Genomic DNA, 18,294 nt, shown 5'->3' with positions numbered 1-18,294 from the left:
GAACGCTCATTTCGGAGCGCGGATGAACTCCGCCGGCACGGAACCGTTATTGTCCGATCAGAGGAGATTGCTGCCGCACCCGATCAAGCACGAGCTGATGGGACGAAGCAATAACCAGGGTGGTACCGCGAGCAATTCGTCCCTGTATACAGGGGCGATTTTTTGCGTTTTTTTGCCGAATTAGGCGTATAGAACCGAGCTTGCGCTTCAACGTGAAATTCAATTCAAGCCCAGGGGGTATAAGTAACATGAAAGCCAGTGAAATTCGCTCGAAATGGCTGCAGTTTTTCGAAAGCAAGGGACATAAGATTGAGCCGAGCGCACCGCTCGTGCCGCACAACGATCCGTCGCTCCTGTGGATTAATGCTGGTATGGCGCCACTGAAGGCGTACTTCGACGGACGCGTCGTACCAGACAATCCGCGTATCACGAACTCGCAGAAGTGTATCCGCACGAACGATATCGAGAACGTCGGCAAGACGCGCCGTCACCATACGTTCTTCGAGATGCTCGGCAACTTCTCCATCGGTGACTACTTCAAGGAGGAAGCGATCACGTGGGCGTGGGAGTTCTTGACTAGCAAGGAGTGGATCGGCTTCGATCCGGAGCGTCTGTCCGTGACGGTGTATCCAGAGGATACGGAGGCATTCGAATTCTGGAGCAAGAAGATCGGTCTTCCGGAGGAGCGCATCTACAAGCTGCAGGATAACTTCTGGGATATCGGCGAAGGTCCGTGCGGTCCGTGTACCGAGATATTCTACGACCGCGGCGACAAGTATGGCGATCTGAACGATCCGGAATGTTGGCCGGGCGGGGAGAATGAGCGCTTCCTCGAGGTGTGGAACCTCGTGTTCTCGCAGTTCAACCATAATAAGGACGGCAGCTACACGCCGCTTCCGAACAAGAACATCGATACGGGCGCGGGACTAGAGCGCTTCGCATCAATTCTGCAGGACGTCGACTCGAACTTCGACACCGACCTGTTCCAGCCGATCATTCAGAAGACGGCCGAGCTGGCAGGTGTGACCTATAAGGAAAACACGGACAACGACGTGGCGCTGAAGGTCATTGCCGATCATATTCGTACGGTCGTCTTCTCCGTTGGCGACGGCGTGCTGCCGTCCAACGAAGGCCGCGGCTACGTCATTCGCCGTCTGCTGCGCCGCGCGGTGCGCTACGGCAAGGTGCTCGGACTGGACAAGCCGTTCCTGTACACATTGACGCCGATCGTCGGTGACGTGATGGGTGTCTACTATTCGGAGGTTGTGGACAAGCGTGAGTTCATCGAGCGCGTCATCCGCACCGAGGAGGAGCGGTTCCACGAGACACTGTCTGACGGTCTTCTTATTCTCGCTGAGATGTCGGATAAGGCTCGTGCAGAGGGCCGCACGGTCATTAACGGGCCGGAGGCGTTCAAGCTGTATGACACGTACGGCTTCCCGTTCGACTTGACGGAGGACTTCGCTGCAGAGCGCGGCATGACCGTCGATCGCGAAGGCTTCGACCAGTCGATGCAGGAGCAGCGTGACCGGGCGCGTGCGGCGCGTCAGGAATCCGACAGCATGAAGGTGCAGGGCGGACCGCTGGCGGAGCTGACGGTTAAAAGCGAGTTTGTTGGATATACTGAACTGGTAACAAGTGCTAAAATCATCGCCGTCATTCACGAGCAGCAGCTCGTTGATGTCGTCGGCACTGGTGAAGTATGCCAGGTGCTGCTGGATCGGACACCGTTCTATGCGGAGAGCGGCGGTCAAGTGAGCGACCACGGCTTGATGACCGCAGGCGACACGGTGCTGAAGGTCGAGGAGGTCGGTAAAGCTCCGCACGGTCAGCATGTGCACACGGTGCGCGTCCAGTCGGGCGTGCTGCGCAGCGGCGAGACGGTGCAGGCAATCGTGACGCAGGACGTGCGTGAAGATATTATTAAGAACCATACGGCGACGCACTTGCTTCACAAGGCGCTCAAGGAAGTGCTCGGCGACCATGTCAATCAGGCGGGCTCGCTCGTGGCGCCGGAGAGACTGCGCTTCGACTTCTCCCACTTCGGCAGCATTACGCCGCAGGAGCTGCAGGAGATCGAGCAGCGCGTTAACGCTCAAGTATGGCGCAGTATTGCAGTCGACATCTCGCTGAAGCCGATTGCCGAAGCGAAGGCGATGGGTGCCATGGCGCTGTTCGGTGAGAAATACGGCGACGTCGTGCGCGTCGTGCGCGTCGGCGATTACAGCCTCGAGCTGTGCGGCGGCTGCCATGTAGCGAACACAAGTGAGATCGGTCTGTTCAAAATTATTAGCGAGTCCGGTATCGGCTCGGGCATTCGCCGTATCGAGGCGACGAGCGGCCGCCAGGCGTACCAGTACCTGGAAGGTCAGCTGCAGCTGCTGCGCGACGCGGCGTCGCTCTTGAAGTCGAACATCCAGGACGTGCCGAAGCGTGTTGAGGGCTTGTTCGCTCAGATGAAGGAGCTGTCACGCGAGAATGAATCGCTCAAGTCGAAGCTGAGTGGCATCGAGGCAGGATCCTTGACGGATCATGCGCAGGAGATCAATGGCGTTACGGTGCTGGCTGCTGAGGTCAGCGCGAGCGATATGGAATCGCTGCGCAGCATCGTCGACCAGATGAAGCAGAAGCTGAGCTCTGCGGTCATCGTGCTCGGCGCGAAGGCCGACGACAAGGTGAACCTTGTCGCGGCGGTCAGTGCAGACCTTGTAGGGCGCGGCTTCCATGCCGGCAAGCTGATCAAGGAAGTGGCGACCGCTTGCGGTGGCAGCGGCGGCGGCCGTCCGGATATGGCGCAGGCAGGCGGCAAGGACGCTGCGAAGCTGAAGGACGCGCTCGCGCTTGTCGTTTCGCATGTCGAGTCGGTGAAATAGCGGCATGCCGGGCTTGGTTTTAAATATTTTGTAAAAAACTCGTGCTTGTCTACAGGAATAAAATGGCGAATGTCGAATAATAGAGTATTAGAGTCCCGTACCGCTTCGTGCGGCATTCTCTAGGGATGAAGTTCGAGTAAATTCGAGGCTTGCCATAACAGTATTCCATCCGATTAGGAACCTGTTATTTCAGGAAACGAATGAAGGAGGTGCTTCGCAGGATGAATTCAATGGATAAGACGATGAAATTCAACGTAAAAGCGGAAGAGATCGAAACGACGCCCAAAGAAGTCATACTGGCGGTGTATGATGCGCTGCAGGAGAAGGGCTACAACCCGATCAATCAGATCGTTGGTTATTTGCTCTCCGGGGACCCGGCCTACATTCCGCGTCATAACAATGCCCGAAGCATCATTCGGAAGCGGGAGCGCGACGAATTGATTGAAGAGCTCGTTCGTTCGTATCTGCAGCAAGCGAAGCAGTAGTGAAGGACGAACAGTAGCGAAGGTTGCAGGCAGGAGAGTTCAGATGCGAGTAATGGGATTGGATTACGGGGATAAGACGATTGGCGTCGCTGTAAGCGATGAGCTGGGATGGACGGCTCAAGGGCTTGAGGTCATACGGCGTACGACCGAGGAGAAGGATCTGGATCGGCTCCGGACGATCATCGAGCAGTACGGCGTAAGCGACATCGTCGTCGGCCTGCCGAAAAATATGAACAATACGATCGGCCCGCGTGGAGAAATTTGTATTGCATTCTCCCAAACTTTACATGAGAAACTACAACTGCCTGTCCATCTGTGGGATGAACGGCTGACGACTGCTTCGGCGCAGCGAACGCTGCTCGAAGCGGATGTAAGCCGCAAGAAGCGCAAGCTGGTTGTAGATAAAATGGCGGCTGCGCTCATTTTACAAGGCTATATGGATGCAAATGCAAATTCGAAGCTGAGAGGAGAATGAACCATGTCTAAGGAACCTGTAACAAATCACGATGAGCTCGAGGAGGAGCCGGAAATAATATTCATTCCGGATGAAGAGGGCAACGAGGAGGAATTCGAGGTCATCATGAAGTTCGAGGTCGACGATTCCGACAAGAAATACATGATGGTCGTGCCTGTGGATGCAGATGAGGAATCCGACGAGGTGTACGCGTTCCGCTATGAGGAGGACGGCGACGATCTCCAGCTGTACACGATCGAGGATGAGGAAGAGTGGAACATCGTCGAGGAGACGTTCAATACATTGATGGCCGAATACGAGGACGAAGAAGAGGAAGAGTCCAAGTAGTCCTAGCCCTCAGCCAAATTCGAGGCTTGCCATAACAGAACCGGAGTGAACTCCGAACCTGTTATTTAAGAGGAGTTGAAAAACATGTCTGAAGCATTGAACCAAGTAGTGCCGACGAGCCAGTTGCGGGAAGCATACGGAGATGATATTATTTTGTATGATGAGCGTCAGGAATCCGTCGTACACCGCATCGTGTCGGAGCTGATGCTGAACGGCCACGGCTATGCCATGCTCGAGAAGGCGAAGCCGGGGAAAGAGGATGAGCCTGAAATTTTCCGTGTTACTCGGAAAGCGGACGGAGAGCTTGAGCTAGAGACGATTGAGGATGATGACGAGTGGGAGACGGTGTCGGAGCTATTCGACGAGTTGACGTTCCCGTCGGATGAATCGTTTTAACTCATTACGAACACTCATGAGCGGAGATGATCCGCTCTTTTTCCGTTTTACAATATGGATAGGGGAGGCGGCCTCTGAGGCTGCATACGTACGATGTCGGTGAAGGCTAAGCGTGGAATTTTATTGACAATTATATTCATTGTAATGGCAGTAATTGGACTTGGAGCGGGCTTGCTGTTGTATGTTGGCAAAGGTCTGGCGCCAGCAGACCCGTCGACAGAGGTGCAGCGCATAGCGTATCCCCCTGGAACCGGTGTCGCGCAATTGGCTAACGTGCTGGAGGAGAAGGGCATCGTGAGGGATGCGAGGCTGTTCACCTATTATGTGAAGCTGAAGGGTGAAGGCTCGCGCTTCCAAGCGGGTGAGTACGAGATGACCCCCGGCATGACGCGTGATGACATTATAGCGAAGCTTAATCGCGGTGAGACGGTGAAGGCGGAGGTCGTGCGGCTGACGGTGCCGGAAGGGTTCACGGTCAAGCAGGTGGCCGAGAAGCTGAGCGAGCAAGGGCTGGATGGAGCAGCCTTCGCGACGGCCGCGGCCAAGTTCCGCGCTCCTGCCGAGTCATGGGCTGCGCGTATACCGGACGACGCTCCGTTGAAGGATCGTCTGGAGGGGTATCTTTTTCCGGAGACGTATGAATGGAAGAAGGATGTGAGCGCCGAGGAGATGGTCGCTTCGATGGTCGAGCAGCTGGACAAGCGGCTGCAGGAGCTGCCGAAGGATTGGCAGGCGGCGCTTGAGGCTCATGGCCTGTCGTTCCATCAGCTGATGACGATCGCGTCGCTTATCGAACGGGAGGTTGTCGTCGAGGAGGAGCGCTCACTCGTTAGCAGTGTCATTCATAATCGGCTGAAGCTGAACAAGCAGCTGGAGATCGACGCGACGGTGCAGTATTTGCTCGACAAGCAGAAGGAGCGTCTGTTGTTTGCCGATCTTAAGGTCGACAGTCCGTATAATACGTATCTGAATAAGGGACTGCCGCCGGGACCGATTGCGAGCCCATCGCTGTCGTCCATTCGTGCGGCGTTGTATCCGGCCGAATCGCCTTACTTGTTCTATGTGACGAAGAAGGACGGCAGCAAGACGCATCTGTTCGCCGAGACGTTCGAGCAGCATAAGCGCAATATTGCGTTGAGTAATCAATAATCCGTGGTCACCCAATCAAGTGCCACAATAGATGAAGTCTGTTATTTCAGGAGGGAACCTATGAGCGACAAACCGGAATTGTTAATAACCGCGGGCTCGTCCGAGGAGGCGAAACGGTATGCCGAGGCGGGAGCTAGCGCCATTCTGTTCGGTGAGCACCGTTACGGACTGAGACTGCCGGGAGAAATTGTACGGTCTGAGCTGGAGACGCTGATCCCATGGCTGCATGAACGGAGCGTTAAGGTGTATGCAGCGGTGAACAATATCTTGAGTAATGAGCAGCTCGATGAGCTGCCTGCCTACCTTGCCGAGCTGCAGAGGCTTCAGGTTGACGCTGTCGTATTCGGCGATCCGGCTGTGCTGCTCGCGCTGCGCGAGGCGGCGCCTGGCATGAAGCTGCACTGGAATGCGGAGATGACGTCGACCAACTATGCGACTGCGGCCTATTGGGGACGTAAGGGGGCGATCCGCGTCGTGCTGGCGCGCGAGCTCAATCTCGAGGAGACGCTTGAGATTAAGCAGCAGCTTGCCGATATGGAGGTACAGGTGCAGGTGCACGGCATTACGAACATTTACCATTCGAAGCGCAGCCTGTTGACGAATTATCAGGAGCATCAAGGCCGCGCTGAAGAGCAGGAGCCGATCAGCCTCAGCAAGGAGGAGGGACTGTTCCTCATTGAGCAGGAGCGCCAGAACGAGCGGTTCCCGGTGTATGAGGATGTGAACGGCACGCACATTATGAGCTCTGACGACATCTGCATGCTTGACGGTCTGCACGAGCTGATGGAGGGCGGCATTGACAGCTTCAAGGTGGAGTCGCTGCTCAAGACGGTTGAATATAACGAGGCTGTGCTGCGCAGCTATCGCAAGGCGATTGACGCTTATGCGGCTGATCCGTCCGCCTACGAGTTTCAGGACGAGTGGCTGGAGCCGATCCGCGAGCTGCAGGATCCGCGGCGCGAGCTAAGCTACGGATTTTTCTATAAGGAGCAGGTGTATTAAGGGCTAGGACTTGTTAATACAAGAGAGAGGTGAACAACGCCAATGAATAGCACGAAGGAAGCGCTGCTCGGCAAGCGGGTGCGGCTCGAGAAGCCAGAGCTGCTCGCGCCAGCCGGCAGCCTGGAGAAGCTGAAGTTCGCGGTGCATTACGGAGCGGACGCCGTATATATCGGTGGGCAGCAGTACGGATTGCGCTCGAATGCGGACAACTTCACGTTCGAGGAGATGCGCGAGGGTGTCGAGTTCGCGGAACGATACGGTGCGAAGGTGTTCGTCGCAACGAACATTTATGCACACAACGAAGATATAAGCGGTCTTGAGGACTATCTGCGCGGCATTCAGGATGCCGGGGTGCATGCGATTATCGTAGCTGATCCGATCATTATTGAGACGTGCAAGCGGGTGGCTCCGAAGCTGGAGATCCATCTGAGCACGCAGCAGTCGACGATGAACTGGCAGGCGGTGCAGTTCTGGAAGGAAGACGGTGCGGAGCGTGTCGTGCTGGCGCGCGAGGTAAGCATGGAAGAGATCGAGGAGATCAAGCGGAAGGTCGATATCGAGATCGAGGTATTCGTCCACGGCGCGATGTGCAGCTCGTACTCTGGCCGCTGTGTGCTGTCGAACCACTTCACGGACCGCGACTCGAACCGAGGCGGCTGCTCGCAGTCGTGCCGCTGGAAGTACGACCTGTTCACGACGGAGGAGGAGCTTGCTGGAGCCAGCCCGCAAATTGGCATCAAGGAGCTGCCGCTGTTCCAGGAGGGCGACAATCCGTTCTCGATGAGCTCGAAGGATCTGTGCATGATTGAGCATATCCCTGCGCTCATTCGATCGGGTGTGGATAGCTTCAAGATCGAGGGACGGATGAAGAGCGTGCACTACGTTGCGACCGTCGTGAATGCGTATCGGCAGGCGATCGATGCGTACTTTGCTGATCCGGAGAACTATGAGCTGAAGCCGGAATGGCTCTATGAAATCCAGAAGGCGGCCAATCGTCCGCTGAACACGGGCTTCTTCTATGATCATCCCGGACATGAGGATCACATCTTCGAGCCGGAGGACAAGGCTGCACCTTACGATTTCGTCGGTGTTGTGCTAGCGTATGACGAGGCGGAGGGGACGGCGCTCATTCAGCAGCGCAATCACTTCAAGCCAGGTCAAGAGGTTGAGTTCTTCGGTCCGGGCGGCACGTTCTTCAAGCAGACGGTGCCTGCGATTACGAATGAGGCCGGAGATCCGCTTGATGCTGCGCGTCATCCGCTTCAGCCAATTCGAATGAAGGTCGAGCAGCCGGTGCAGCCGCTGGATATGATGAGGAAGAAGATAGGGAAATAACGATAGGCTCTCCAATTGCGGAGAGCTTTTTTAGTCAAGAGGCAAACGGAATCATTTGGGACTATTTTCTTGTGAAAAGGGATACAGATTCTAGAGGAATTTGCATCATCATGTCGAATATGTAACACAATCAATCCAAATACAATTGATGCGTTCAGTAAACTTAGACTAGGTAGGTGGTTCTTGTGAAGAAACAATGGTCATCGCTTCGATCGAAGCTGCAGCAAGCTGGCAGGGCGGTGCAATCTAGGCTGGAGGCGGGCCGGAATTCCAAGCAAGACGGCACAGGCGCAATCTCCCTCAGTACAATCACGAAACAATTGAAGAGCATTCGTCCCGACATTGTTACGAAGTCTGTTGGGGTGAAGCTGTTTCTTATTTTCTTTTCTTGTATTGTGCTGTTCGTTTTAACAGTCGGACTTCTGTCCTACTCGAAGTCGAAGGAGGTACTGCAGGATAAGGTCGCCTATGCCTCTGAGCAAACGATCATTCAGGCAGGCTCAAAGCTTGACTTCGTCTACGGTACGTTCGAAGAGATGACGATGCAGATTATGCTCAATGAGCAGCTCGGCGAAGCGATTGCTATGCTTAAGACGGAATCGCGCAGCGGTTATAATTATTTAACTTACATGCGTGCGGTGACACAAGAGCTGAACATGTATGCGTTCTCGAACAAAGCGATCAAGGCGATTCACCTGTTCAATGAGGATGGGCAGCCGATCGGATCAACAACGAACTCGTTCTCATCGGATTCGATTAAGGATGTCGAATGGTACAAGAAGACGGTAGAGGGCAACGGCAAGGCTCTATGGCATAATACGACTGGTAAGTGGGGCGGTGTTTCCAGCATCTCCAATAAGCCTACGTTCGCTGTAGCGCGACTGTTGAAGGACTCAAACACGAACACGCCTAAGGGTGTCGTGCTGATGGAGATTGACATCGAAACGCTTGGCAAGGAAACGGCTCAAATCAGCATGGGTGAGGGCGGGCAAACCGTCATTCTATCTAAAGAGCATACGTACAACTACACGGATGAGCTCGATAAGCTCGGAGCGGCTAGCGAGCTCGATATCGATAAAGAAGCATTGTCAGAGGACCATGGTTATGTAGTGACACGTAATGGAGACTTCGCCATCGTATATTATAAGTCCCAGGTGAACGGCTGGTACACGGTCGGCATTATGCCGATTAAGGAGCTGGTCAAGGACGCCGGCGTTATCTTCAACATGACGATCGTGATTGCGGTCGTTGCGATGCTGATTGCGGTCGTGATCGGCTACTTCGTCGCCCGAATGATCGGGCAGCCGCTCGTGCAGCTGCGTAATCTGATGAAGGAAGGCGAGCAAGGTAACCTGGGCGTCCGTATGAACGTGAATACTAAGGATGAGATCGGCCAGCTTGGCGACAGCTTCAACGAGATGATGGAGAAAATTACGGAGCTTGTGAAGCGGACAAGCATATCGGCGCAAGAGGTGCTGGCGACCGCCAGTGAGCTGTCGGAAGCATCCAAGAAGACGGCGATGTCTGCCAAAGATATTGCAATAGCTACAGAGGAGATTGCTAATGGAGCCTCTAGTCTTGCAGTTGAGGCGGAGCGCGGCAACGAGCTGACGCACAATATCGGTATGCAGATGCAGTCCGTTGTGGAGGCTAATGTCATTATGGGAACGGCAGCCGGTGACGTTCAAGGCTCCAGTAAGCAAGGGATCGAGTATATGCAGGTGCTGATCGGCAAGACGAATGAGACCGAGGCGATGACGCGCTCGATGGTCGAGAAGGTCGATAATCTGAAGGAAAGCACGCGCTCGATTCGCAAAATTCTTGACGTACTCGGCAACATGACGAAGCAGACGAACATCCTGTCCTTGAATGCGACGATCGAAGCAGCTCGCGCCGGCGCAGCAGGTAAAGGGTTCATGGTTGTGGCAGACGAAATTCGCAAGCTCGCCGACCAGTCCCGCCAATCGATTGCGGTCGTCGGTCAAATTACGGAGACGATCCAGCGTGAGATTGACGAGACGGTTCAAGTGCTGTCCAAGGCTTACCCGATCTTCCAAGAGCAGATTACGTCTGTGAAGGAAGCGGACTCGATCTTCAAGCAGGTCGATGAGCAAATGAGCGGCTTCATCCTTCGTCTGACTGACGTCACGGAGTCGATCAGTCATCTCGAGGCTTCGCAATCGATACTGACCGAAGCGATGTCCAACGTAAGTGCTGTTGCGGAGGAGTCGTCCGCTACGTCGCAGGAGGTCGCGTCGCTCAGTACGGAGCAGCTGAACGTGTCTTCCGGACTTGTGAAGCTGTCCGACAGTCTTGAGCAGCTGTCCAACTCGTTGAAGGAATCGTTGTCCAAGTTCCGTGTATAAGCGTAAGTGGTAATACCGTTAGCTGAGTGTCATGGCCCGTCCCCGTCTGGGGGCGGGCTTTCGTACGTTCCGTACGTTCAGCGGTCCCCTTGTTATAGCTCGTCGAATAATGGAGATACTTGTATACAAATATTGGACGATATGATTCCGTCGAGATGTACGGAACGATAAGGCGGGGGAAGCAATGAACGACACGACAGAACAGCCTAAGCATCGTATCTTTATCATACTGATGCTCATCATTATTGCACTGCTCGTATGGAACATCCGGCTGTTCTGGATTCAGATCGCAGCGGCCGGAAGCTTCACGTCCCGACGGATTGATCTTGTCGGCAATTCAGTGCTGCAGCGGGAGCAAGGGATCGTGCTCGACAGCGGTCGCGGAGACTTCTATGACAGCAGCGGCCGACCGTTGACCGGCCGTACATATCCTGCGCTGGCGGTGTTCCCGATTAACACGGGGATGAGTCAAGCAGAGCGATGGACTAGGCTTCAGGCGGTTGCCTCACTACTGCACACATCCGCCCAGCAGCTCGATGCATATCAGCAATCGTTGAACCACCCTGAGCTATGGGGACAAGGTCAACTCGGGAGAAGGAGAGCGATGGAGCTTACACCAGAGCAAGTGGAAGGCCTAAGCGCTCTGCGGCTGCCGGATTGGCAAGTGACGATGTACAAGCAGCGATATGCAGAGTCGCAAGTAGCAGCCCACATGATTGGCTACATTGGGCAAAATCCGGAGCGCATTACGAAGCAATTCACCGACCAGTTCCATCGTGGTGAGCTGCAGCTGACGAGTCGAATCGGCAACGCGGGTCTTGAGAAAATGTTCGAGCCCTGGCTGCGCGGCATCGGTCCGACCTCCGTGTCGCTGTTCACGGATGCAAGACGCATCCCGTTGCCGGGAATGGACATTCGAACGTTCGATCCCGCCAATCCTTATTATCCGCTTAAGGTAATCACCACGCTGGAGCTTGATGTGCAGGAGCGCATCGAACAGAAGCTGGAGCAGCTCGCTGTTCAGGATGGCGCTGTCGTCGTGCTGAGGCTGGACAATGCGGATGTTACAGCAGTGGCGAGCCGTCCTGCTTTTCACCCGGAGCATGTGCATCTGGAGCTGGCAGATTGGGGCAATCGGGCCTTGCAGGCACAGACGCCGGGTTCGATCTTCAAGACGGTAACGGCTGCTGCAGCGCTGGAGGAGCATGTGGTGCGGCTTGACGAGACCTTTCATTGTGACGGCGAGCTCGGCAGGTACGGCTTCTCTTGCTGGAAGAAGGGGGGTCACGGGACGATTACGCTCCAGGAAGCGTTCGCGCATTCGTGCAACATCGTCTTCGCGAAGGTAGCCGAGCGGATCGGGGGCGTCCAGCTGGAGCAATATGCAGGTCGTATGGGATTGACGGAGCCTGTAGGCTGGACGGGTCAGCCTTCAGGACGCCGTGAGACGCTGAAGCAGTGGGATGGGGAGCAGGCGGGGCACGTATATGCCTTCGGTACGGACAAGAACGATGCTGGAGCGCTTGTGCAGACGTCGATCGGACAGCGAGATGTGCAGCTCACTCCGCTACAAGCGGCTAATCTGCTCGTGACGTTATATCATGGGGGGGAGGTGCTGTCGCCGCGCATCGTGAAGGAAATACGATTCCGCAACGACAGGCTATACGAGCGATTCGACGAGCAAGAGGCGAAGCTGGAGCATGACGATGTAATCGGCGAGAAGACGTCGCGGACGCTGCTGCAATGGATGGGGGATGTCGTCGCCTACGGCACAGGTCAGCCGCTCCAGAAGTCGAAGTGGCCGGTAGCTGGCAAGAGCGGTACTGCTGAGGTACGCTCCACGAGCGGGGGCCCGGCGGAGAACCATTGGTTCATCGGCTACGGTCCGACGGATAAGCCCCAGTATGCGGTCGCTGTACTGATCAGGGGCGTGCCGCAAGGGACGCCGAACAAGTCACTGCAGCTGTTCCGTGAGGTGATGGATGTGCTTGCCTCACGCACGCCGTAGCAGCACCTGTCGCTCTTGCACACCATAGCAGCGTGACAGAGACTGTTGCACAAGTATTACCCTAGCTCCTAGCGTCAGAACAGCCGCTGCGCCTTCTCAGCCAGCCGCGTGAACGGTCCACGCACCTCTTTCTCCAATATGCCCTGGGTGACGAACGTATGCACCTCGATGCGACTTAGATACTTCAGCAGCCGCCAGCCGCAATAAGCGAAGCTGATCAAGGAGGCGAGGAAATAATTGAGTCCGTAATAGTCAAGGCCCGGCGGAATGACGACGAGCGTCATGACCGTATTGGCCGCGAAAAATAAAACGGACGCATACAGCGCTCCTCTGCGGTCCTCAAAGTACAGCATAATGAGAATGCACATGAGCATGATCGTACTCGTCATCGCGCCAAGAGCGTAGATCTGAAAGATGTCGGTCGTCATCTCCGCATATTTCAGCCAATCGAATAAGAAATCGGCCACGATAATGAGCGACAGCGTACAGACGCCCTGCAGCTTCGTCAGCCGCAGCATCTGATACCACAGCACCTCGACCATCCGCTTCTTCGCGCGCATGATCATCTCCAGCGTCCCCCCGTTCGTCACATAGCCGTAAAATTCACGGTACCGACTATAGAACTCCGTCTCCACGGCGACAACAAACAATACAAGCGACGGAATGACCGAAAAGTAGGCGAGAAAGACGGCGTTGTCATAGATCGGACTGAATCGGAACGTCTGCTCGACATAGACGCCAGCCGGACCGAGCCAGATCAATATTTTGTCCATCCAAATACCGAGATTGTACAAAAAGCCGACGGCGAGCAGCGAAGGGTATTTGTCCACATAGTGCAAAAAGCCGTAATGGTTCTGCCTCGTACGAGCCGGAAACGTACGGAGCAGCACCGCCAGCAGCATCAAGAGTGTGATGCCGACGCCTACCGTAAAGCCGATGAGCACATTCGTCACGCGTTCATGCTGCTCGAATGGGAGCGGGGTAGCGAGCAACACGAATACGCCGAGCACGGAGACGATACTGCCGGTGAGGAAGGCGTAGGAGATGATTTGATAATTTTTGGCCGCGGATAAGAAGACCATGCATAGCCATATTTGACCAATCATCAAAAACAGCATCGTCGAGATCAGCTTGTAGCTAAACGGCAACGGTGAGCCGATGTAGAACAAGATGGCAGCACCTAGTGAGGTGACGAACACGATGCGGCTGATGCCGGTGAAGGTCGGTGTGATGATGTCCAGCTTATTCTGATAGAAGTGATCGGCTAAAAATCGGGTCACGACGAGCTGCCAGCCTCCCGACAGTACCTGCGAGAAGATGAACGAGTACGAGATCGTGACGATGAACAGCTGCGACTCGAGCTCCTCCAGACCGCCCAGACGCTTCACGAGCAGATTGATCAGCGCGACGCTGATGACCGAGATGAGCCACGGTCCGGCAGCGATGAAGGACGCATAGGCATAAGCGCGAATGTGAAGGGATGTATAATCGTCGCGAAACAGCTTCTGCAGCTTGAAGCCTATACCTGCCATTGGGTCACGGCCTCCTCGTACAGCATTCTGTAGGTGTGAATGAACTGCGCCTGTTGATAGAAGGCTTCGACGCGCTTGCGGCCGACACGCCCCATATAGCTGCGCTCGTCCGGGTAACGGTACATATGCACCATGCGCTCAGCCATGGCGGGAGGATTCACCGGAGGCACGACGTACCCGGCTGTGCCCGGATCATGCTCGTCCCGTCCCTCCAGCAGCTCGCGGCAGCTGCCGACATCGGTGCAGATCCAAGGAATACCTGCGGCCATACCTTCGAGGACGGCGAGCGGCTGACCCTCCGAGATGCTGCTCAGAATGAGTACATCCAGCTTCGGCAAATATTCGGCTATGTTGACCTTGCCGGTGAAGGTAACGACGTCCTCCAGCTGAAGCCCCTTCGTTAACGCGAGACATTCCTCGTAATACTCAGGGTCTTCCTCTGTCGGTCCGAGAATGAGCAGCTGCATATCCGGGATGTTCTGTCGAGCAATGCGAGTCGCATACAGCAGCGTCTTAATGTCCTTGATCGGCACGATGCGGACGAGCGCCCCGAATACGATGGGAGCGCCTTGATCGCTGACGGGCTTGCGGGGCAGCGAGGAGAGCCGCTCGTAGGCGATACCGTTCGGCACGACAAGCGAGCGCTCAGGCGGCACGCCAAGCTCAAGCTGAATGCGCTGCGTACCGCCGTACAGGGCAATGGTGCGATCGGCAATCCGGTACGCACCCTTCGACAGATGGTAGAAGTAGTCGATCCATCTCGGCTTGAACGCGGGCTCGACCCACGCCGACTGCAGAATCTCCTCCTCGCGCTCGCGAGCATACACGCCGTGCTCGGTCAGCACGAACGGCTTCCTGCGCTGCAGTCGCAAGTACGTTGCAATGAGTCCTGCATAGCCTGTCGACACGGCATGATAAATATCAGCCTCGGGGTACGGCTGCTGCAGCAAATAGATAGCAGGCAAGTACATCGAGCGCCACGTCCAGAAGTAGGCGTTGAACGAATGCTCCGGCATCTCCGACTTGTAGGTCGAGACCAGCAGCTCCCAGAACGCCTCGCTCTTCAGGAAGGCGATCGGGCTGCCGAGCCTTCCGACGTCTGCTATGATCGGCAGCGCCTGTTCAGAGCGCCCCTCCAGCTTGAACCAGCTCAGGCAAGCGTCGGACTCCTCGCGGCTGAGCCGAGGTCCTCGCCCTTCGGCGAGCTGCATGTAATCCATAATGAACACGTCATGCACACGTAGGACGTTGCTGGGCAGCTCGTACTTGTAGGCTCCTGCATCTTTGCGGGAGGAGGAGATGGCGATAATTTCGAATTGATGCTCGGGCATCGACGAGACGAGCATCTGGATCCAGCTGGCTACGCCGCCGGATACGTACGGATAGCTGCCCTCGACGATCAGTGCGATGTTCACCCTTACTCCTCCTCTGCTTGGAATGTGATCGTAATTCGTGATTTGCTAGCTTCCACACGCCAGAGCCTGTTCTCGGCGTCTACCTCGAACAGGGAGAAGTCCTTGGCGGCTGCGACTGGCTTAAGGCCCGATGGCGCACGTACGATGTAATGGATCGGTGCGGGCACCTGATCGGCCACAACGGTCATCTCATTCGCGGTGTAATAAGTGCGGATGGTACCGTCCTGATACGTACTCAGCTTGTTGACCGCATCCCGTACCGTCAGCGGCTCGAGATGGGGATAGGACTTCACAAGTGCATTCATCCAATCCTCGAACCAAGAGCTCAGGAAGCCCCAGCCCTTGCCGAACGAGCGTCTGCTGTCGAGCACATCGTCGGGGTGGACGAAGTGATGCACGAGACCGAGGTTGGCAATCACATCGTTCTGCAGGAACAAGCTCGTATCGTTCAGCCAATATCCGCTCGTCATGCGTGGGAAGCTGTAGAAGCGGTCGTCATCCGGATCAGGTCCGAACTCCTGTACGAGGACACCGGGCTCACCTGTGTCCTCGTACAGTCCAGCCAAAATGCTCACGCTCGGCAGCCCCTGGGCGATAGCCTCCTTACCTGTAGGTCCAAGGATGTTGGACGGCGGCACATAGGTTCGCAGCTCATGCTCGGGCAGGTGATAGTGCGCAAGCTCAGCCAGCTGCTTCAGGCCGAGCGTCATCGCCTCCACATTCGGCCAAGGCTTGTAGCCGAGGTAGGCTGGAATCGGCTCCTCTGTGGTCACGAGCGACTGGTGGTTGTAGCCGTGCACACCGAGCTCGCCGCCGATCCGCAGCAGCTTCGAGCCGAAGTAGCGCGTCACGTGCGCGTCCTCCTCCACTAGCGACGCGAAGGGAGGGGTTGTCTCGTTGCGGTAATTCCCGATCATGAGACCGGTATACTTCCAGTTGTATTGCAAGGCGAACCGCTCCATGTCGGTCCACCATACGCGCTCATAATAGTCCGCCGTACTCATTCCGTATTCCTTGGCGATGATGGGATTGGTCGCATCCGGAGCAGGCGAAGGGAAGTCATCGATGTTCAGGCTCCGAATACCGACCTGAGCAGTCACCAGACTGTCGGTCACCAGTCCGAGCGAATGCACGAGTAGACCTCGTACCGATTTCTGAGTATTACCTGTAGCGTTCCAGACGAGCACCTTGCCCTGTCCGTACGAATGGGTCCATAGCAGCGGTACCTTCTCGACGGCAGCATATACATCAGCCGCTTCGTTCAGCTCGACCTTCAGCATGCTGTTCGATAGCGTCTTGTTCGTCTCGGGCAAGCTCGGATAGCCGGGGAACACCGACTTGATGAACTGAATACCGTAGGCGGTATTGTTCAAATAGCCTTCATTAATGCGAATGCCAAGAAGTTCGTTCCAGCTCGGTTCCAGGAATCGGGTCAAGACAGCGAGCCGTCCGCCAGCGGACACGTATCGCTTCACAGCTTCGAGCTCCAGCTCCGACACCTGCTCGCCGCACAGCACAAGCACCTGCCAGCCGCGCGGCTCGAGCTCCTCTATATCTTCAGCCTCCACTTCCTCCCACGGCAGCTTGGCCAGCTCCAGCGCACGGACGAGGTTGCCGAATACCTTAACCCCTTCTGTGTCGCCAGACCTCACATATAGCTTCAGCTCGAGCTCGGCAGCGCCGGGGGGCGGTTCCAGCTCGCTTGCTGAAGCGGTGAGAAGCTGGAGAGGCTTCTCCATGTAGGCGGTGATACTGATGGAAGGGAAAATTTGAACGATCCGCAGCAGCTGCAGCAGCAGTCCGACGGCGAGTAGACTACCGGTAACGAAGGTAAACATTTTGCGTTTGCGGGACAAGGCTTCCATTCATCTCCTTCCACAGCTCTACAGCTGATGCGTAGCGGTCCGGAATCGGCTCTCCGCTCTCCTGCCAGCGCCGCGCCAGCTGCTGCAGCTCCTCGAATTGACCCCCGCTGTACAGCGCTTCGGCTTGCGCCGCATAGGCCAAATACCGGTAAGCAGGCGTCTGCCCAAGTGTACGCGCATACCGCTCGGCGACCTTGTAATCGCATCTCCATAGGGCGGCCCGGCACGCGAATGCGGTGAACATCGGCTCTGTGGGGAACAGCGATTGACCGCGTTCGATCAAACGGCTCCATGCTTCCTCTACCCCAGCAGCCAGCTCCGCGCTCAGTAGCCTGCTCTCCAGATAGTGCTCGTACGTCTCGAGCAGCTCGCTCCAGATCGGAAGCGACAGCTCGTCCTCCTTCAGCGCCTGCGTGAGCCGCTTCAGGCTTAGGACGTACGATTCGTTCAAGTAATTGAGCGATGTCGCAGCGTAATGGACGACCTCGGGGTCTTGATCACGCAGCGCTTCCTGGAACAGCGCAACCTTCGCACTGCCTTCATATTGGAGCAAGGAGAACAGCGCTTCCTTCTTGCTGTCGTGGCTGCCGGATTGCAGAATTTCACGAACAGGCACAAGGCCGTTCGCCTTGTCCATATGGACGACATACGTCTCCAGCGAGTCGGGTGTATAGTACACATAATTTTCATATTCGGTAAAAAACTGATCGTCATACCTGCCGATGAACAAGAACAGCAGCAGCAGCGAGATGAACATGAGCCCGATTCCAGGCAAAAATAGAGCCATCGTATAGAGCGGCTGCAGGCTCACTTGATCTCGGACGCGGATGCCCCGCTTGAACGTAAATAAGGCGTACACCAAGGCGCAGCTGAACGAATGAAGCGCAAAGGCAGCGGCCCAGCCGATGCCAAGTCCGGCCAGGCCCGGGAAGGCGAGCGCCAGCTTCGGGGACAGCAGCAGGAAGGCCAGGAAGTCGATCGTTCCGAGCGCTGCTGTCAGCACGACGAGCCACACGATGAAGCGGGGCAAATCCCGATGCTTGGAGGTGCGTGTTCGTTTCATCGC

General features: G+C 56.0%; 14 protein-coding genes. 10 read left to right on the top strand and 4 right to left on the bottom strand.

From position 1 onward, the window contains the following. The first annotated feature begins 248 nt into the window (after positions 1-248). The 10 genes from alaS (at position 249) to PAE68_RS16975 (ending at position 12,416) form a co-directional block, all read left to right on the top strand. A complete protein-coding gene (gene alaS, locus PAE68_RS17020) occupies positions 249-2,873 on the top strand; it encodes an alanine--tRNA ligase (protein WP_281888904.1) in 2,625 nt (874 codons plus the stop codon). A gap of 221 nt (positions 2,874-3,094) precedes the next feature. Then, positions 3,095-3,358, top strand: coding sequence for an IreB family regulatory phosphoprotein (locus PAE68_RS17015; protein WP_281888903.1), 264 nt, complete (start codon positions 3,095-3,097; stop codon positions 3,356-3,358). A 43-nt stretch (positions 3,359-3,401) separates the two neighbouring features. Continuing rightward, entirely contained in the window at positions 3,402-3,833 is a 432-nt protein-coding gene (gene ruvX / locus PAE68_RS17010) for a Holliday junction resolvase RuvX (RefSeq protein WP_281888902.1), read from the top strand. A 3-nt stretch (positions 3,834-3,836) separates the two neighbouring features. After that, positions 3,837-4,160, top strand: a complete 324-nt coding sequence (locus tag PAE68_RS17005; RefSeq protein ID WP_281888900.1) for a DUF1292 domain-containing protein — start codon at positions 3,837-3,839, stop codon at positions 4,158-4,160. An 84-nt stretch (positions 4,161-4,244) separates the two neighbouring features. Further along, on the top strand, positions 4,245-4,556 hold the full coding sequence (locus PAE68_RS17000) for a DUF1292 domain-containing protein (RefSeq protein WP_281888898.1): 312 nt from the start codon (positions 4,245-4,247) through the stop codon (positions 4,554-4,556). A 93-nt stretch (positions 4,557-4,649) separates the two neighbouring features. Then, entirely contained in the window at positions 4,650-5,705 is a 1,056-nt protein-coding gene (gene mltG / locus PAE68_RS16995; RefSeq protein WP_281888896.1) for an endolytic transglycosylase MltG, read from the top strand. Between the two features lie 60 nt (positions 5,706-5,765). Further along, positions 5,766-6,707 carry a peptidase U32 family protein gene (locus PAE68_RS16990; RefSeq protein ID WP_281888895.1) on the top strand — a complete coding sequence of 314 codons (942 nt, stop codon included), beginning with the start codon at positions 5,766-5,768 and terminating at the stop codon, positions 6,705-6,707. Positions 6,708-6,749: 42 nt separating this feature from the next. Beyond that, positions 6,750-8,042 (top strand): peptidase U32 family protein, encoded by a 1,293-nt coding sequence (locus PAE68_RS16985; RefSeq protein WP_281888893.1) that lies wholly within the window; start codon positions 6,750-6,752, stop codon positions 8,040-8,042. Between the two features lie 185 nt (positions 8,043-8,227). Then, positions 8,228-10,408: a methyl-accepting chemotaxis protein gene (locus PAE68_RS16980; protein WP_281888891.1), complete on the top strand. Its 2,181-nt coding sequence runs from the start codon at positions 8,228-8,230 to the stop codon at positions 10,406-10,408. Between the two features lie 184 nt (positions 10,409-10,592). Next, complete coding sequence (locus PAE68_RS16975) at positions 10,593-12,416, top strand: peptidoglycan D,D-transpeptidase FtsI family protein (RefSeq protein WP_281888889.1); 1,824 nt, start codon at positions 10,593-10,595, stop codon at positions 12,414-12,416. Between the two features lie 74 nt (positions 12,417-12,490). Here the strand turns inward: PAE68_RS16975 and pelG are convergent, their stop codons facing one another. The 4 genes from pelG to PAE68_RS16955 are packed head-to-tail and all read right to left on the bottom strand — an operon-like array spanning position 12,491 to position 18,291. Next, positions 12,491-13,948, bottom strand: coding sequence for an exopolysaccharide Pel transporter PelG (pelG, locus tag PAE68_RS16970; protein WP_281888888.1), 1,458 nt, complete (start codon positions 13,946-13,948; stop codon positions 12,491-12,493). After that, positions 13,936-15,363, bottom strand: coding sequence for a GT4 family glycosyltransferase PelF (gene pelF, locus PAE68_RS16965; protein ID WP_281888886.1), 1,428 nt, complete (start codon positions 15,361-15,363; stop codon positions 13,936-13,938). Before pelF ends, pelG begins: the two co-directional genes overlap by 13 nt. Positions 15,364-15,365: 2 nt before the next feature. Beyond that, positions 15,366-17,219, bottom strand: a complete 1,854-nt coding sequence (locus PAE68_RS16960) for a DUF2194 domain-containing protein (protein ID WP_281888884.1) — start codon at positions 17,217-17,219, stop codon at positions 15,366-15,368. Beyond that, a complete protein-coding gene (locus PAE68_RS16955; RefSeq protein ID WP_281888882.1) occupies positions 17,179-18,291 on the bottom strand; it encodes a hypothetical protein in 1,113 nt (370 codons plus the stop codon). The genes PAE68_RS16960 and PAE68_RS16955 overlap by 41 nt, the downstream gene beginning before the upstream one ends. Positions 18,292-18,294 lie beyond the last annotated feature (3 nt).

The organism is Paenibacillus sp. YYML68, assembly GCF_027923405.1.
Taxonomy (GTDB): domain Bacteria; phylum Bacillota; class Bacilli; order Paenibacillales; family NBRC-103111; genus Paenibacillus_G.
Note: the sequence above shows the minus strand (reverse complement) of the source record. Positions and strands in the feature narration are given on the sequence as shown.